Origin of the sequence: Cupriavidus necator A5-1 (genome assembly GCF_000744095.1) — a bacterium.
Classification (GTDB): domain Bacteria; phylum Pseudomonadota; class Gammaproteobacteria; order Burkholderiales; family Burkholderiaceae; genus Cupriavidus; species Cupriavidus necator_A.
Map to the genome: position 1 here is coordinate 1,987,728 of NZ_JQLI01000008.1, position 17,633 is coordinate 2,005,360.

At 64.8% G+C, this 17,633-nt stretch carries 14 protein-coding genes and 1 pseudogene; 4 read left to right on the forward strand and 11 right to left on the reverse strand.

All coding sequences use genetic code 11. The features are described from left to right. The first annotated feature begins 8 nt into the window (after positions 1–8). Entirely contained in the window at positions 9–350 is a 342-nt protein-coding gene (locus K307_RS33350; RefSeq protein ID WP_042885260.1) for a cupin domain-containing protein, read from the forward strand. A 12-nt stretch (positions 351–362) separates the two neighbouring features. On the opposite strand, the gene K307_RS33355 is transcribed toward K307_RS33350, so the two are convergent. From K307_RS33355 to K307_RS33380, 6 genes are all read right to left on the reverse strand, one after another. Next, entirely contained in the window at positions 363–674 is a 312-nt protein-coding gene (locus K307_RS33355) for a Zn-ribbon domain-containing OB-fold protein (protein ID WP_042885261.1), read from the reverse strand. Beyond that, on the reverse strand, positions 671–1,840 hold the full coding sequence (locus K307_RS33360) for a thiolase family protein (RefSeq protein WP_042885263.1): 1,170 nt from the start codon (positions 1,838–1,840) through the stop codon (positions 671–673). Before K307_RS33360 ends, K307_RS33355 begins: the two co-directional genes overlap by 4 nt. A 79-nt stretch (positions 1,841–1,919) precedes the next feature. After that, a complete protein-coding gene (locus K307_RS33365; protein WP_230626381.1) occupies positions 1,920–3,542 on the reverse strand; it encodes an ATP-dependent acyl-CoA ligase in 1,623 nt (540 codons plus the stop codon). A gap of 59 nt (positions 3,543–3,601) precedes the next feature. Beyond that, positions 3,602–4,720, reverse strand: a complete 1,119-nt coding sequence (locus K307_RS33370; protein WP_042885264.1) for a porin — start codon at positions 4,718–4,720, stop codon at positions 3,602–3,604. 334 nt (positions 4,721–5,054) lie between these two features. Then, positions 5,055–6,014, reverse strand: a complete 960-nt coding sequence (locus K307_RS33375; protein WP_042885265.1) for a Bug family tripartite tricarboxylate transporter substrate binding protein — start codon at positions 6,012–6,014, stop codon at positions 5,055–5,057. 51 nt (positions 6,015–6,065) lie between these two features. Continuing rightward, positions 6,066–7,490, reverse strand: coding sequence for an amidohydrolase (locus K307_RS33380; protein WP_042885266.1), 1,425 nt, complete (start codon positions 7,488–7,490; stop codon positions 6,066–6,068). Positions 7,491–7,610: 120 nt separating this feature from the next. Between K307_RS33380 and K307_RS33385 the strand changes: the two genes are divergently transcribed. Beyond that, on the forward strand, positions 7,611–8,633 hold the full coding sequence (locus tag K307_RS33385) for a LysR family transcriptional regulator (protein ID WP_230626213.1): 1,023 nt from the start codon (positions 7,611–7,613) through the stop codon (positions 8,631–8,633). 82 nt (positions 8,634–8,715) lie between these two features. On the opposite strand, the gene K307_RS33390 is transcribed toward K307_RS33385, so the two are convergent. The 4 genes and pseudogenes from K307_RS33390 to K307_RS33410 form a co-directional block, all read right to left on the reverse strand. Next, positions 8,716–10,104 (reverse strand): hypothetical protein, encoded by a 1,389-nt coding sequence (locus K307_RS33390; protein WP_042885268.1) that lies wholly within the window; start codon positions 10,102–10,104, stop codon positions 8,716–8,718. Between the two features lie 351 nt (positions 10,105–10,455). Further along, positions 10,456–11,585 (reverse strand): annotated as a pseudogene (locus tag K307_RS51225) (CMD domain protein). Between the two features lie 32 nt (positions 11,586–11,617). Next, positions 11,618–13,087: an FAD-dependent oxidoreductase gene (locus K307_RS33405; protein WP_042885271.1), complete on the reverse strand. Its 1,470-nt coding sequence runs from the start codon at positions 13,085–13,087 to the stop codon at positions 11,618–11,620. Then, positions 13,080–14,090, reverse strand: coding sequence for a LysR family transcriptional regulator (locus K307_RS33410; RefSeq protein ID WP_042885273.1), 1,011 nt, complete (start codon positions 14,088–14,090; stop codon positions 13,080–13,082). The genes K307_RS33405 and K307_RS33410 overlap by 8 nt, the downstream gene beginning before the upstream one ends. 236 nt (positions 14,091–14,326) lie before the next feature. Between K307_RS33410 and K307_RS33415 the strand changes: the two genes are divergently transcribed. Continuing rightward, on the forward strand, positions 14,327–15,784 hold the full coding sequence (locus K307_RS33415) for a glycine betaine ABC transporter substrate-binding protein (RefSeq protein ID WP_230626382.1): 1,458 nt from the start codon (positions 14,327–14,329) through the stop codon (positions 15,782–15,784). Here K307_RS33415 and K307_RS33420 read toward each other — a convergent pair. Beyond that, positions 15,781–17,199 (reverse strand): PLP-dependent aminotransferase family protein, encoded by a 1,419-nt coding sequence (locus tag K307_RS33420; RefSeq protein ID WP_042885274.1) that lies wholly within the window; start codon positions 17,197–17,199, stop codon positions 15,781–15,783. The two genes, K307_RS33415 and K307_RS33420, sit on opposite strands and share 4 nt — an antisense overlap. A 157-nt stretch (positions 17,200–17,356) precedes the next feature. Here K307_RS33420 and K307_RS33425 point away from each other — a divergent pair, with 157 nt between their 5' ends. Further along, positions 17,357–17,596 (forward strand): DUF2970 domain-containing protein, encoded by a 240-nt coding sequence (locus tag K307_RS33425; RefSeq protein ID WP_051975267.1) that lies wholly within the window; start codon positions 17,357–17,359, stop codon positions 17,594–17,596. Positions 17,597–17,633 lie beyond the last annotated feature (37 nt).

The following is a 17,633-nucleotide window of genomic DNA, read 5'->3' on the forward strand; positions in this document are numbered from 1 at the left end:
AGGCACGGATGAAGCCTGAGCATGGAAACCTGCTGGCAGAGGTGCCGGCGAATGCGGCGGAGGAGATTTTCCAGCCGCTGCTGGCGCGCCCCGGCCTGAAGATCGAGCGCATCGTCTCCAACGGGCAGAGCAGCCCTGAGGGGTTCTGGTATGACAGTGCGGACGATGAGTGGGTGCTGTTGGTCAGCGGCAGCGCCGCGCTGGAGCTGGAAGGCCAGCCAGGGCTGCACACGATGCAGCCTGGCGACTGGCTGCACCTGCCCGCGCATTGCCGGCATCGCGTGGCATGGACCGCTGCGGCGGGGCCGACGGTTTGGCTGGCGGTGCATCACGGGGGCGTCGACAGCTAGCCACGCTGTGCGTCAATGCGCTGATTCGGCATGTCCGAGAACGCGCATCGCGGCGTCCAATTCCAGCCGAACCTTAGCGCCGGGGCGCATGGCTTCATCGAGACGGGCAATCACCGCGGGCCCGGCCGTCGACCTGACCGTGGCCAAGTGCACGTCTTCACCGCGCTGCGCGCCGACGCGATGGCGCACAACCGTTATTTCCTCGATCGTGCCCCCTTCCGCGACCTGCTCTTCCCAGTCCGACGTGCCGCAGTGTGGGCAGAGATAGCGCGCGGGAAACAGCACCGCGTCGCATTGCCGGCAATGAAAAACGATAAGGTTCATCTCGCTTCCTTGTCCACCCGTTCGAGTACCACGGCGTTCGCGCACATGCCGTAGCGATATTCGACCATGCCATAGCCGCTCACGGCCGCAAGACGGGCGCCAGCCACCTGCCGTGCGCCGGCTTGCGCGCGCAACTGGGTAATCGCTTCGACCAATCCATGCATGCCCCCGGCGGCGCCCGCCTGGCCGCCGGACAGCTGGCCGCCGGACGTATTCACCGGCAATTCATGCGAGGCGATGCGTGCAATCAGGCCGCGTAAATCCCCGTCTGGCGCAAAGCCGAGATCGGCCAATTGCACCAGCGCCATGACCGGGTAATCGTCATACACCGACACCAGATCCATGTCGTGCGGGCTGGCGCCGGCCTGCCGCCACAGATCGTCCGCCAGCGCGACCAGCCCGGTCTGCAATCCGTCACCGGTCTGATGATCGAGGTTATAGCGGCATTGCAGCGCCCGCACGCATACGGCAACGCCCGCGCGGCGCGCCAAATCGGCTCGGGCCACAATCACGGCATTGGCGCCGCAGACCACGGGCACACAATCGAAACGGCCCAGCGGATCCGCGACCATCGGCGCCGAAAGGTATTCGTCGAGCGTCAGCGGCGTGCGATATACCGCGCCTGGATTACGCGCTGCCCAGGCGCGCTGCGCCACGCACAAGGCGCCGTAGTCGTGCCTCGTCAAGCCGTGATGACGCGCATGCCGTTGGGTCAGCATGGCGAACAGGCTATTCGGCCCCCCGTGTTCGAGAGGCCTCAGATACGTTCTGGTTGTCAGGTTGTAGTGCTCGATCAGTTGCTTGAAGTCGGCCGGCGTAAAGCGATCGCCGCTGAGCAGCACGATCACCGAGGCGTCACCGCACTGTATCGCCCGCACGGCGTGCTGCAACAGATTGATGGCGCTGGCGCCACCATGGCAGTCGTCCATTGACCACCGGGGACTGAGGCCAAGCCGCCAGGCCATATCGATCGCATGATCGGGAGCCAGTGTGAATGACGCCACGCCGAGCCCGTCAACCTCGCTCGAGGTGAATCCTGACTGGACGAGCGCGGCACTGAACGCCTGCGCCAGCAGGTCTGCGGTGCTCTGCTCCGGTGCCTGGCGGCGGTATGGCACCTCCACGCCGGCGGCCAGCACCACGTTGTCAAAATCGCTAATCGTCATTCGATGAGTTTCTTGCGTCGCTGTCTGGTAGGTCGTCCATCGCGCTCATACGATTCGAGCGCATTCCCACCGACCGAATTCATGAGCGCTTGAGCCGGTATCCTGAAGCATCCAGATCCCAGGTCTGCCCGGTTACGCCGCGCTCACGCAATTTGTATTTTTGAATCTTGCCGTTTTCGGTCTTTGGCAGGTCAGGCGTGAACTCCAGATACCTCGGCACTGCAAAATAGGGTAACCGCGGTTCACAGAACTGGATCAACGCCATCGGATCGAGTTGCGCATCAGGGCGCAGTACGACCATCGCCATGACCTCATCTTCCGCCAGCGCGGAGTGCACTGCAAATACCGCGGCAGTCTCGACCGCCGGATGACTGAGAATGACCTGCTCCACCTCGTACGACGAAATGTTCTCGCCGCGGCGGCGAATGGCGTCCTTTTGCCGGTCCACGAATCGGAAATAACCATCCGCTTCGCGCACCACGCGGTCCCCCGTGTGAAACCAAAGGTTGCGCCACGCGTCTACCGTCTTTTCCGGCATGCCGAAATATCCGGCGGCGAACGCGAACGGTTCCTCGGCGCGCAGAATCAGTTCGCCCGGCTCGCCGTCCGGTACCTGCTGATCGCTGTCATTCACCACGCGCGCCTCGAACCCGGCGACCACCTGGCCCATATAGCCTGGGCGTTGCTGCTGAATGTCGCCGCCAATCGCGAAATTGGTTTCGGTGGATCCATAGCCATCCAATAGACGAATGCCGGACCGCGCCGTGAAGTCTTCCTGAAATTTCCCTGGCACGCCGGGCGCCAGCGCAATGCGTACGGTATGGGCGCGCTCGGCCGTCGCAATCGGGCGCCCCAGCAGAATCGGAACCATGGCGCCGAGCACGAAGGTCACCGTGGCGCGCGTTTCTACCAGGCTATCGAAGAAACGGCTGGCGGAAAACCGACGGTCCGCCACCAAATTGGCGTCATGGATCAATGCCTGATAGAAGCTGTTCAGCGCATTCGTATGGAACAGCGGCAGGCAGGTGTAAAGGACATCCCCTGACGTCACACCGAGATGACGCCCCGTATAGTGGGCCCACCAATAGAACTGGGCGTGCGGGCAAATCACGCCCTTCGACAGCCCGGAAGTGCCCGAGGTGTACAGGATGGCCAGTGGGTCACCATCCGTTAGCGCAGCAGGACGGACTGCGGTGCCGAGCGGCGGCATTGGTATGGCTTCCCACTGCGACGGCAGTGGAGTTTCGGCCGACACGTCGCCGATCAACCAGATCCGTTCGAGCGCGAGACCAGGGGCGTCCAGCGCCGTGACTGCCCCGACCAGATGGGATTCCGCTACCAGCAGCCGCGCACCGCAATTCCGCAGAATGTGTTCGAGCTGCAGACCCCGTGAGGCGGTGTTGATCGGTACCACGACCGCGCCCAGCCAGGCGCAGCCGAGCACGATCTCCATGAATTCGACGCGGTTGGAACAAAACAAAGCCACGCGGTCGCCGCGCGTGATCCCCTGGTCGGCAAGACTGCCTGCCCGCCGCGCCGCAATCGTACAGGCGTCGATGCCTGTCCACTGCGTCGTGCGATCCGAGAAGAGGGGCCCATCGCCGTTACGCGCCGCCCGTGCCGCCAGCAGGGTAGGCAATGTGTACCCCGTCGCGACATCGGGTATGGAATCGAGTGAAACATCTGTAGATTTAATCTGCATTCTCATCTGCGCGAACACTATTGATTTTTTACAGCTTTGATTGGCAACCTGGCGCAGCATCAGAAGCGCATGCGGATACCCGTCGCAACGATGCTGACATCGTCGCCAGGCTGACTCAAGGCAACCCCGGCGAGCGAGCCGATCGCGTTTTTCTGGTTCAGCACATAGCCGAGGCGGGCATACAGAGCCGTGGTCTTCGACATGTTGTAGTCGTAGCCCAGCCCGATCGCGAGCGAGTCACCACTGGCCTTGCCCGCCACGTTGCGATAGACCGCGGAGAACTTGATGACACCGGGCCCCGTTGGAACGCTGAGACCGACCATATGACTGGTCGCAATGAAGTATCCGGCGCGGTCAGGGTTCGTCATGTTGAACTCGTAAGTGGCATTGGTGCCGCCAGGGAAGGAATACATCCCGCCGGCACCCAACCACCTGTTCCTCACCGAGGACACGGTCGCGGTGGGATCCGTATTGATGATGTTATAAAACATCCCGAGGTAGAGCGGGCCACTTGCGTACTCAAGTTGAGCGCCGTGGAAGCTGGATTTTGGATATCCTGGCGTGGTCACGCCGCGAGGCGCATGCAGATATTCAAACTGGAAGCCGCCGAGGATCGGTGTGGAGTAGGAAATGGCGTCGCTGATGCGGGAATCGCCGATGGTGGCACCCTTTCCCAGATCGGAACTCAGGCTGACCAGCGATGCCAGGGGCGAGAAGGCTCCAACGCCCAGGAACGGATCGATCGCGATCGAAAGCTCGGTTGGATACTGGCGTCCGAGCTTGATTCTCCCCCACTGCGTGGAAATCAGCGAAATGTTGGCTTCCCGATTGAAAAGACTGGATTCACCCTCGGCGGTGGTACCGCCCGCGCTCCCATTCTTCAGCTTGAGCGCGCTCTCCAGGTTGAAAGACACGGACAGCCCGTTACCCAGGTGTTCAACACCAAGCAGCCCGAAGCGCGAGGTCGCGCCTGCGCCGCTCTCTGACTGCAGCAGGCGATTACTCCCCGCACGCGAATACTGGATGCCGGCATCGGCGACACCATAGAGACTGAGTCCGCCCGAACCCGGCATCGGATCGGGTTTCAGGATCTGGAAAGATTCTGCCGCAGATACGGCAGTTGCGAAGCAAACTGGAAATGCAGCCAGATATCTGGGTATCTGCTTGATCAAGGACACATCTTCCTCCGGTTTTTATTATCTGAATCTTGAGCAGGCCGCGACCACATCGCGCCCGGCGTGCAGCTGCTTAATCTACGAATGGCTGAGTTGTGAGTTCCACGCGGCCGGTGGCGGTGGAATGTCTCGGAGAGTCGGGAATTTGTGAAGGCGCGAACTCGCTTCGACGACTGTCTGCAGCAATGCACCGCTGCGGATCACAACCGGCAAGAGAGTCGCATTCGTCCCGGAAACCCGGGAACGAATCTTGGCCTGCAATAGCGAAATAGGGGCTCGCTTCCGCTATTCGGGTAACCTGGATCGCATCGTTATTCGAGACAGCTGATCGGTGGCCTCAGTTGCTGACAATAGACTTGTACCGCTGCGTCTCCATCTTGATCAGCTCGAGGGCGTCTTCGTCGTCACGCGCAGGAACGCCGATCGCATCGTCAAGGTGCCGACGGAACTGCGGGCTGTGTAGCGCGCTTTGCAGCGTCGACTTCAGCTTCACCACCACGGGAGCAGGGAGGTTCTTCGGGCCGGCGAGAACAAACCAGCCCGTCACATCGTAGCCCTTCAGCAAGGGGTGTTCGGCTATCGCAGGGACGTTCGGGAATTTGGCGGATCTCTCTTTTGTCGTCACCGCGATGGGTACGACCTTACCCGCATCAATCAGAGCCTTCGCCGATGCAATTCCCATCACGCCGACCTCGAGGTTGTTCCCCGCGAGATCAGTGCCCAATGGCGCGACGCCACGATAAGGAACGTGGGTCATGCGGGTACTGGTTCTTTGCATCAGGGACTCCATCGCATAGTGCAGCATCGAGCCGATACCCGAGGTGCCATAACTCAGCGCCCCAGGCGCGCTCTTCATGCGCTTGAGGAGGTCGTCGGTAGTTCGGATGCCACTTTTCGGCGAGGCCAGGATCATCGCACCCTGGTGCTCCACTACGCCGATATAGGTGAAGTCCTTTGACCCGTCATACGCTTGCTGCGGATTGAACAACTTGGTCGCGACCAGCTCGTTCGTGGAACCAAGCAGCAGCGTGTAGCCGTCCGGTGCGGCGCGTGCCACCTTTTGCGCCGCAATCGCGCCCGTCGCGCCACCGATATTCTCGACAACAACAGTTGCCCCAAGCGAGGTGGAAAGGGCTTGCGCCAGCGCTCTGGCGGCAGCATCGGAAGAGCCCCCCGGGGGATACCCCACGACGAGCGAGATGGGCTTTGCCGGATATGCACCTTGTGCTTGCGCAATGCCACAAAATGAACAAATTCCCAGCATTGCGATGGTGTTAAGAATCGTCTTGAGCTTCATCGGCTTCTCGTGAAATGATCAGAAAGTCTCGGCTTGCGTTCACTGGCTGGACTAGCCGCGTGCGGGGGGAGGCATGACCTCGGGCGGGATCGGGCACTCATAGGGACGCTGGCCTCTCTTGCGTTCTAGTTCCTGCCTGGCTGCGCGCAAGGTGTCAGGCGTTCCGGCAAGATCGATCGCCGTGGCGGCCAACGTTTTCGCTGCCAGCAGCATGCCCTTGTGGGCAAGGGACAGCTTGCCCTGGGCCACCATTTGCCATGAATGAAAGCCAGTTCCCCACGCATAGCAGGCGGTCAGGCATTGTGTTGTCGGAACGACCCAGCTGACATCGCCGACATCCGTCGACCCGGTGACGGGGCGCTTGACGTCGGGGTGATAGGGAAGGACTTCGGTAATGATTGGCCTTGGGTCGCGCAAGGCGGCGGCAAAATGACGCGAACTGTTGGCCAGGTCATCCGCATTCACGGTGTTCTGTATTTTGGCTGCAAAGTCGGTTTCGCTTGCATTGACTTCCAGCCCGCCAATCGCCCGCATGTTGCGATCCATGATCGCGTCGAGCGTGTCATTGTGGAGGATGTTCGAGCAGGCCTTGTCGAAGATGATTTCCAGACGCGTGCCCGTCATCAATGCGGCACCTGCGGCAATATCCTTGACGCGTTTGAAGAGATCGATCGCTTCTTCGCTGCGCGGCGCACGGATGGTGTAAAGAACCTCGGCGAGGACGGGGATGACATTGGTGGACACTCCTCCCGAGTTGATGTAGGCAAAATGCACTCGCGCCTCATCAGGCATGTGCTCGCGGAGATAATTGACCCCGATGTTCATCAGTTCCGCTGCGTCCAGCGCACTTCGCCCGAGGTGCGGGGCCAATGCCGCATGGGACGATTTTCCGTGGAAGCGGAAGTAGGCCTGCACATTGGCCAGGGTGGCATTCATGAACACGGAGTTGGCGACGGAGGGGTGCCAGCTCAGGGCCACGTCCAGGTCATCGAACAGGCCGTCGCGGGCCATGAAGGTCTTGCCGGCGGCTGCCTCCTCGGCCGGGCACCCGTAGAAGCGGACCGTGGCGTCGATGTTGTTTGCTGCAAAATAGTCCCGTGCGACCACCGCCGCCAGATGCGCCGCGGATCCGAGCAGATGGTGGCCGCAGCCATGGCCGTTACTCGTGGCCGCCCCCGCGGCGGGCATGCAGGTGAGCGCGCCGCTTTCCTGACTCAATCCGGCAAGTGCATCGTACTCCCCGAGAAAGCCGATCACGGGTCCTCCGGAGCCGGCTTCGGCGACGAAGGCAGTTGGCATGTTTGCCACGCCGCGATTGACCTTGAAGCCCGCCTCCTCGATTAGCGAGGCGTGCAACTCGGCTGAGCGAAACTCCGCATAGCGCATTTCGGCCAGCGACCATATTTCGTTGGCCAGGGAGATGTATCGATCCTGCTTCGCTTCGACGAGGTCCACGACACTTGCTATATGCTTCATATATGTTCCAGGTGATCTACGCGGCGCATGCCACGGCTCGAAGGGGGTGCATCCTTGGGCGATGCCATATCACCGGGCAAAGCTTATTTGGTCGGGCGGGGGTTCGGTAGGCAGCTATTTGTGTCGCCGTTCACCATTGGTTGCCCTGGCTCTCAACCCACTTTTTTGCTGGAAATGAAGCTTCATCAACTCCGCGCACTTGTGGCGATCGCCGACAGCGGAAGCATCCGGAATGCCGCCAGGGCCACCTCCCACTCACCGGCCGCCATCACCAAAGCGGTCCGTGAACTGGAAGACGAAGTCGGGGTGACCTTGATCATTCGCGAGACGACGGGCATCACCTTGACCCAGGCCGGGCAAGTCCTGCTGGAACATGCGCGTCTCACTGTGGGTGTGCTGGCGCGCGCCCGGCAGGAAATGGATGTCTTTGCCGGAAAGCGGAAAGGGACCCTGGCGGTTGGTATCCCGGCCTGGCTGGGCATGACCTTGCTTGGCGAAATCGCCGGCCGCTTCCAGCTGCAGATGCCGGACACCCGGCTCGAGTTCTTCGAGAGCCTGCTTACCGTAACGGTGCCAAAGCTTCGCGATGGCACGCTGGATCTCTCGATAGGGCGAATGTACTTGCCCCAGTCGGAGGAGTTTGCCCAACTGCCACTCTTCTCGACCGGATACGCCGTGGTGGCGCGAGCTGGCCATCCACTGGCTGAGTGCCGGACGCTACAGGACCTTAAAGGGGCCACCTGGATTCTGAATCGTGATTTCGCGGGGGAATCCGATGGCGTGGTCGAGAGCGCATTCAGCGACTATTGCAGCCGTTACGCTCCCCGGATCCATATCTCGCACTCAAGCGTGATCGCCACGAACCTGATCGCCAGCACGGACTTTCTCAGCCTCATGCCCTGGCCATTGGCGGAATTATTGTTGGCAAAAGACGGGCTTTGCGTGTTGCCGATCAGGGATGCGCTGCCAGATGCCAGGATCAGCATCACGCATCGGCGTGCAGTGCCATTGGGCGCGGCGGCCAAGTGTTTTATCGACGCGACCATGGCCGTGATACGGGAGTCAGCGAACTCGACGGATCCCGCCAAACGACGCTTCTTTCGCGCGATTGAGTGTCTGCTCGATGATGGCGAGTCGAAATGACATGAAGGGCCACGCACGGAGCAGGCAGTCGCCCGGGCGGACAAGCGGCTTGCTTAAGGGTTCGCTTCGCCTTGGCCGCTGCTCAGTAAATGTTCTCCACGCGGTCTTGTTGCCCGCGGATTTCCTCGGGACTGAGCACGATATAACCCAGGGATTTCAGCAGCTGCACGGCCTCCAGTTCCGCATCCAGGTACACCGGCCGCTCGGGGCGGCGTGCGCTTGGCGCGATCGGCGGCAGGGCGGTGTGTGGACCGGGTGCTGCCTTGCCATCCGGCCATCTGGCAGTCAGGATGCGGCAATGCTCCAGGTTGGGCTTCCAGGATACGTCGACGGCGGCATTGAACCTCGCGGTGCAAAGCCGCAGCCGCTTCAGCGCCTTCAGCCAGTTGACGAAGGTGTCGCGCTGTGAGGGCTGGTAACCCTTCAGGAGGGTAATGAGATAGTCCTGCGCAGTGCCCCCGTCGGTGGCGTGATCCTCTTCGAGTAACGAAATCTCAAGCGCCACGCGCTGGCGTCCGTCCTGATCGTAGATCGCACATTCGCTGTCGAGCACGCCTTGGTGCAGCAATTCGCACAGTAGTGCCCAGGTTCTTGGATTCTTGTCGAGCCTGCCTTCGAGGGTCGGGTCCAACTGGCCGAGAATGTCAGGAATGGGGCGATTCCCGTCCGACTGGACGGCTAATGCGAAAGCCAGCGCGTTGTCCGATGGCCTGTCGCCGCGTGCCAGCAACGGCAAGGACGCTTCCGTGAGTTCGCGGATTTCCGCGGCGGTATCCACCGCATGCATCCATGCATAGTCATCCAGACTTGCACACAGCTTGCGTGCGGGCCGGTCCAGTTGGCCCGCCAGCCGCTGCACAAAACTCGTGCAGACCGCACAGCGGCATTCCAGGCGGCCGGCATGCAGGAATCCGGCGTACAAGCGCTCCTGATGCCCGCAGTGCGCGCATTCGACTGAAAAGCCGCCTTGCCGCACCGGCCGCTGCATCGCGAGCAGTCCATCGACCCGGTAATGCGCCGGCCCGTCGCAGCATGGACAGATCCATTGCAGCTTGTGCGCGCCGTCGCGAGGTGCCACCGTCCGGTCAAACTGGCGCTCGATGGCGCTGCCCGGAATGCCCTGCGACCGCCCGAGCACATCTGCCGAGTAGCGCCAATAGCAATAGGAGTGGGCGGCCGCGGCCGCCTCCGGGGCCAGGCGCTGCAACGCTGGCACAAGCTGGGTATTGCGCCGGATCTCGTCCTGCATCGAATCGACCAGCGCCACGCCGCCGGGCATCACCGCCTCGAGTGCGGCGCGGCTCTGTTCGACGAAATCCGGCACGTGGGCCCGGCGGATGAAGTCCTCGTTCTCCAGCCAGAACAAATGCCCGGGGAGCGCTTCCAGTGCCTCGACGCCGTCCCGGACTTCCGACATGCCCGGGCAGGCGAGAAACGTGAAGGGTCTGCTAAACAGGAAAGCATTTGTCATGTTTTGTCAGCGGGGTATCCCCGCCCACGAGCCTGCAAACGCCCCGCGTGCGATAGTCTTACCCGTGACTCTGGCAGAGCCGATCGCGCGGAACGCGCATCCTTCATGGCGCGGTCCGCTTTGGGGACTTCCCCCTTCTTTTTTTGAACTCTCTCTCTGAGAGTTGCGCAGATTTGCACCTGCCGCATGGGACAGCATAGGCGACACTGCCGCATCCTGACAAAGGAAACGAGGACGACTCTCACAATGAGAAATCTTCCCCGATGCCTGCAATCATCGCGCCAGAAGGGAAATCCTCATGAAGGCAACAGCATAACCGGAGCGCAGCTTGACTGTAGCCCTGCCAACTGCTTATTCCCCTGCCTCCCGCGGAAACACCGGCTCCCCCAGATTCAGCATCAGCCGGTTCGCCCACGCAAAAATCGCAACCGAGTGGATCAGATCCAGGATCTCCACATCCGTCACGCCCGCCTCGCGCAGCGGCTTGAGCTGCTCGGCAGTGACCTCGGTCGGCCGCTCCGTCAGTTCGATCGAGAACCGGGCGATCGCCTGCTCGCGCGCCGTGGTGCCGGCGGTGCGCGGGTCTTCGAACACCTCCCGGATGACGTCATTGCGCTTGGCCAGCTGCTCGAATCGCTGCGCATGGACCGACGCGCAATAGACGCAGCCGTTGATGCGCGATACCACCGTGGTCGCCAGCTCGCGCTCGGCGCGTGGCATGCCGCCGGGGGCATACATGATGGCGTTGAAGGCGGTGGAGCGCTGGCGCAGGATCTCGGGCTGGTGCACCAGGAAGCGGTAGTAGTCCTGGACCTTGGCCTTGGGGTGGCTTTCTTCGAGCACGGCGATCTGCTCGGGCGTGGCCTGGTCGAGTTCGACCACATCGAGCCAGGCTTTCCAGTCCAGCACTTCGTTGGTGAAACCGTGGGATTTGATGTTCTCGCTCATGCCTGGGCTCCGGCGGCGGTGTCGTTCAGGGATTTCAGCGCCTCCAGGCCGGCGACCAGCCGCACCTGGTACGACAGGAAGGCGATCAGTTGCGCCAGCGTGACCACGGCTGGCGTGCCCAGGCCCGCGGCGGGCAGGGCCTGCAGCGCGGCCTGGTCGCCTTCGACGGGCTTTTCGATCAGCGTGCGCGTGAAGGCCAGCATGGCGCGCAGGCGCGCATCGGTAACGTCTTGCGGCTGGCCTTCGGCTGCGATGCGGATGTGGCCGGCATCGGCTCCGCTCTGTTCGAGCCGCGCGCGGTAGTGTGCCGCCAGCGCCGGCGACGGCGTCAGGCGCGCCGCGTACAACGCGACCAGCAGGCGCTCTGCCAGCGACAGGCCGGGCAGGGCGGGGTCGAACAGCGCGTCATAGCTGCCTTGCGTGGCGGCCACGACCTTGTCGCGCTGGTGGCGCAGCGCGTACGTGGCGCTGCCCGGCGCAAGGCCGGTGAGCTGGTCGATCAGGTCGACCGCGTTCGCGGGGGGCTGGGTCATCGGATTCTCTTCGTTCAGGTCGGGTGTCAGGTTCAAACCTTGGCGGTGGTGCGCTGCGCCGGTGGCGGGGCCGGCGTCCATTCGTCGCCAAAGACTTCGGGCTCGGCAAAGTCCTGCAGCGCGGCATAGTGCAGTTCGACGTCTTCCTGGTACAGCAGCGCGGCAATGCCCTGGCCGAGCCGGCGCGCACCATCGCTGATCGCCGGGATATCGCCCGACACGGTGCCGTGCGACAGCGCTGCCGGATAGCAGAAGCAGTGGATGCGCGTGAGGCCCGGGCAGGCGCCAGGGGTCTTCTCCCGGAATTCAAGGGCTTCGCCGAGGTCGGGCGAGTCGGACAGCTCGCGGTCCTCCTGTCCATGCGGCGGCGTGTAGCGGTCGCGCCAGTAGCGGATATGCGGGGCGAAGGCAGCAAACTCCGGCCGCGTATCCAGCGCGATGCGGAAGCCCGTCGAGAAGATCAGGAAATCCAGCTCGAACGTGCCCTGCGACGTCTGTACCTGCAGCACGTCGCCTTGCGCGTCGATCGATTCCAGCCTGGCACCCAGGTTGAAGTACGCATTGGCATGGCGCGACACGCGCAGCGTGCTGCCGCGTGGGGGCGGCACCTGCTGCGTGTTGATGTAATGGCGCAGCCGCCATTTCCAAGCATCGGGCAGCCCGAAATGGCCGTGCGTCAGGCCCGGGTTGCCGGCGCCCTTGCTCTTGTTGACGCGGGGGATGTCCTGGCGGCGCACCAGCATTTCGACGCTGGCGGCACCGGCTTCCAGGGCGGTGGCGGCGCTGTCCATCGCCGAGGCACCGGCACCCACCACGCCCACGCGCTTGCCGCGCAGCGTGGCGTAATGCATCTCGTCGGACGAATGCGCCCACAGGTGGCGCGGCAGCTGGTCGGCCACCGGCGGCACGTAGGCGCCGCCCAGGCCGTCGCGGCCGGTGGCCAGCACCGCGCGGCGCGCCAGCACGGTCTGCGGGCCGTCCGGGGTCTGCATCGACAGCGCCACCAGCCCGTCGGCGCGCGGCACGATCTGGTCGACGCGGTGGTCATTGCGGATATCCAGCGCCAGCACCTGCCGGTACCAGCGCAGGTAGTCCATCCACTGCAGCCGCGGGATCTTGTCCAGCGCCTGCCACGCGGCCTCGCCGAACTGCGCTTCGAACCACGCGCGGAAGGTCAGCGCCGGCAGGCCCAGCGCGGGGCCGGTGAGCTGCTTGGGCGAGCGCAGCGTCTCCATGCGCGCGGTGGTGGCCCACGGGCCTTCGAAGCCTGGCGGGGCGCGGTCGAAGGCGCGCACGCGGATGCCCAGTTGCGTCAGCGTGGCGCAGGCCGCCAGCCCCGCCATGCCGCCGCCGATGATGGCGACGTCGAGCACGTCGTGCCCGTCGTGGGTGCGCGGCATGGTCCAGGCCTTGGCCGGCAGTTCCAGCCAGGACAGGTCCTGGCGCAGGCGCGCTTCGAGCGCGGCCAGGCCGGCAAGGGTGGGAGCGGGTTGGTCAGTCATAGCTTGAAGGTCCAGCATCTTGTGAGAGCGTTTCGGCGTCGGCGCTGGCGTCGCCATAGAGCGATTGCAGCAGCGCACCGTGTTCGGCGGGCTCGCGCCGCAACAGGTCGGGCAGCAGTGCCGCAGCGGCGTCCGCCACCGCCTGCACCAGGCCCAGCACCGCGGTGCTGGCGGGGCGCGCCTGCGGTGTGATCACGCCGAAGTAGAAGGGAATATCGACATCGATCGGCCGCACGGCGATATCGGCCAGCGGCAGGCCGCGCGCGGTCACGGGCTCCAGCACCGCGATGCCGAGCCCGGCGCGCACCAGCGTCAGCGCGCTGATCGAGGTGTTGGTGTCGATCACGCCCGCCGCGGGCACGCCGGCACCGGCCAGCGCGCGGTCCACGCGCCGGCGCAGGCGGTAGGGGTTCTGCATGGTGACGATGCGGCGCGCGCCACAGTCGTGCAGGGCGATGGACGCCTGCGCGGCGAGGGGATCGTCGTTGCGGACAGCCGCCACACAGGCAGACTGGCCGATCCAGTGCACGGTCACGCCGCGGTGCTCCAGCGGCAGGCTGTTCAGGCCGATCTCGGCGGCGCCGGTCAGCACCGCGTGCACTACCTGTTCCGGCGACACGCTCTGCACCTCGACGCGTTCGGGCGTGCACAGCCCGCGTTCGAAGGCGAGCGCCAGCGCGGGCGGCAGCAGCCCGGCGGCAAGCGCCGGCGTGGCGGCTATCCGCAAAGGGCGGCCTTCACCGCGGGCCAGTGCCGCGGCCCGCGTGCGGATCTGCTGCATGCCGGCCAGCGTCTGCTCGACCTCGTCATAGAGCAGGAAGCCCTGCTCGGTCGGGCTCACGCGCGGGCCGCTGCGGGTGAACAGCGCAAAGCCCAGTTCGGCCTCCAGTTCCTGGATCAGCCGCGTGATCGCCGGTTGCGAACGGCCGAGCAGCCGCCCGGCGGCGGTGACGCTGCCAGTGGTCACGACTGCGGCGAAGGCTTCCAGTTGCCGGATTTCCATGGTGGAGGTTGCTGTATGCGTAATCCGGATTCTGATGCCTTCATCATGCGGTTAGCAAATACTATTTCGGGATAAAGGCATGTGGCAGCTATGATGTAGCGAGGCCGGGCGCACACCGGCTCACCACCGGGACAGACGATTTGGCTTGGATCCGCGGCAGTCGGGGTATCGGAAGATCAGGACGGGCCTTGTTGCATGGCTGGCTCTGGGTGCTCGCTGCAGCACTCGCCGGCGCCATGCCTGCGCACGCGGCGGATGGCCTGCGCGTTGGCTCCAAGCGCTTTACCGAGTCCTACATCCTTGGCGAACTGCTGACGCAGGCAGCCGGCCCGCCCGGCACCGCCCAGCACCAGCCGGGCCTGGGCAACACCGCGATCGTGTTCGCAGCGCTGAAGGCCGGCAGCATCGACCTGTATCCCGACTACACCGGCACGCTCGCCGCAGAAATCCTGAAGCTGTCCCCCGGCGCCGGGCTCGACGCCATCCAGAAGGCCCTGGCGCCAATGGGACTGGGCGCGGCGATCCCGCTAGGCTTCGAGAACACCTACGCGCTTGCCGTCTCCGACAGCCGGGCCCCCGGCAGCCTGCACCGGCTCAGCGACCTGGCCGCGCAGCCGCAGCTCAGGCTCGGCCTGTCGCATGAATTCCTCGGCCGCGCCGATGGCTGGCCCGGACTGGCCAGCCGCTACGGCCTGCCGCAGCGCCCGGTCGGGCTGGACCACGGCGTCGCCTATGAAGCGCTGGCAGCAGGGCAGGTCGATGCGATCGACATCTATTCCACCGACGCCAAGATCCGCAAATACAAGCTGCGCGTGCTGGCGGACGACCGGCATTACTTTCCGCGCTACGACGCGGTGGTGGTGTACCGGCTGGACCTGCCGCAACGCTTCCCGCAGGCGTGGCAGGCGCTGCAGCGGCTAGCTGGCCGCGTCGGCGCCGACGACATGATCGCCATGAATGCGGCCGCCGAGATCGACGGCCAGCCGTTCGATGCGATTGCGCGCGCGTTTCTCACTGGCACACAGGCGCAGGACGCAGCGAACGGCAATGACGCGCCGCGCAGCCGGCTGTGGTCCGCGCTGTTCGGCCCGGACACCACGCGCCTCGCCCGGCGCCATGTCGGCCTGGTGGCGGGCGCGGTCGGTGCGGCCACGCTGGTCGGCGTGCCGCTGGGCATAGTTGCGGCGAGACGGCGCCGCACCGGGCAAGTGGTACTGGGCGCGGTCAGCGTGCTGCAGACCGTGCCGTCGCTGGCGCTGCTGGCGATGCTGATCCCGCTGCTGGGCCGCATCGGCGTGTGGCCGGCCATGGTGGCACTGTTTCTCTATGCCTTGCTGCCGATCGTGCGCAATACCAGCACCGGGCTGGAACAGGTACCGCAGGGCATGCGCGATGCGGCGCGCGCGCTGGGCCTGCGCGGCGGCCAGGTGCTGCGCTACGTGGAACTGCCGCTGGCGCTGCCGGTGCTGCTGGCTGGCGTCAAGACCGCGGCCATCATCAGCGTGGGCACGGCGACGATCGCGGCCTTTGTTGGCGCGGGCGGCTTCGGCGAGCGCATCGCCACCGGCCTGGCGCTCAACGACGCCACGCTGCTGCTGGCCGGCGCGATCCCGGCCGCGGTGCTGGCGCTGGTGGTGCAGGCGGGATTCGAGACGCTCGAATGGGCGCTGCGCCGCCATCGCGACGCGCGCTAGCCTTGCCCTTGCTGTGCTATCAGCCGGCCGAGAGTGGCGACGGCGGCCTCTGCCTCGTCGCTCCACAAGTGCCCGTAGTTGAGCCGGATGCAGTTGCGATACCCCTGCCGCGCCGAGAAGATCGGCCCCGGCGCAATACCGATGCCGGCCTCCAGCGCGGCATGGTGCAACGCCAGCGCGTCGAATCCCGCCGCGAACTCGACCCACAGGAAGTAGCCGCCCTCCGGCCGCGACACGCGCACGTCTTCCGGGAAATGCTGGCCGATTGCATCGATCATCAGCCCCTGCTGCATCTCCAGCACGTGGCGCAGCTTGCGCAGGTGCTTGTCGTAGCCGCCGTGCTGCAGGTACTCGGCCAGCGCCACCTGCGTGGGCACACCGGCCGACAGCGTGGTCATCAGCTTGAGCCGCTGGATTGCCTCGCCGAAGCGGCCCGGCGCCACCCAGCCGATGCGGAAGCCGGGCGCCAGCGTCTTCGAGAACGAGCTGCAATGCATCACCAGTCCCTGCGTGTCGAAGGCCTTGGCCGGCAACGGACAGCGGTTGCCGAAGTAAAGCTCGCCATAGACATCGTCTTCGATCAGGGGCACCTGGTGCCGCGCCAGCAGTGCCACCAGCGCCTTCTTCTTGTCTTCCGACATGCTGGCGCCCAGCGGATTCTGGAACTGGGGCATGAACCAGCACGCCTTGACCGGATGCCGCGACAGCGCCGTGTCCAGCGCGCCCAGGTCGATGCCCTCGGCCGGGTCGACCGGGATCTCCACGGCCTTCAGGCGCAGCCGCTCCAGCGCCTGCAGCGAGGCGTAGAAGCCGGGCGATTCGATTGCCACCACGTCGCCGGGCTGGGTCACGGCCATCAGGCACAGGTTCAGCGCCTCGAGCGCGCCGTTGGTGACGACCAAGTCCTCGGCCGGCTGCGGCGCGCCGGCGCCGAGGTAGCGCAGCGCGATCTGCCGGCGCAGCGCGGTATTGCCCGGCGGCAGGTCGTTGACCGAATGCCACGGGTCGAGCGCGCGGCCCGCGCGCCCCAGCGACTTGCCCAGCCGCTCCCACGGAAACAACTCGGGCGAGGGGAAGGCCGACCCGAACTGCACCAGCTTGCGGTCGCGCGCGCCTTCCAGCACCGAGAACACCAGCTTGGAGATATCCACCTGTGTCGACACCTGGCGCGAGGGCCGCGCCTGCGGCTGCGGCAGCTCGCGCCGTGCCGGACCCGCCACGTAGTAGCCGGAGCGTTCGCGCGCCCGCACCAGCCCGCGTTCCTCCAGCCGGTAGTAGGCCTGGAACGCGGTGGAAGGGCTGACGCCGTACTGCGCCACGGTCTTGCGGATCGACGGCAGGCGCGTGCCCGGCGGCAGGCTGCCGTTGCGGATATCGGCGGCCAGGGTTTCGGCGAGGGTTTCGTACCGTTTCATGGGGGGGGCGGGCAGGGGGACGAGGTGGGGCCAATCCAATTATCGCCTGCTCGGGCAAACTGATACGTAAATTTTTCCAGTATCTGGTGCTGTTATGGGTGGCGCGGGCGGCGCATAATCCGCTCTTGTATCCACAGGCGTTATCCAGGGAGCTGCCATGAGTCAGTTAAGGCTGTTGCGAACCGTGCTGTGGGGTTTTTTCGGCCTGCGCAAGGGCCAGGAGCACCAGCGCGACCTGGAGAACCTGCGCCCAGTGCCGCTGATCCTGACCGGCGCGGCGGTGGCCGCCGTGTTGGTGGCATGCTTGGTGCTGCTGGCCAACTGGGCCGTGTCCAGCGCGGCAGCGCAGGTGTCTGCCGATACTTTCGCCATTACCCCCGCGATTGCACTGGCCTGATTGGCCGGGTTTGTGCCAGCATGGATAAACAACGCCA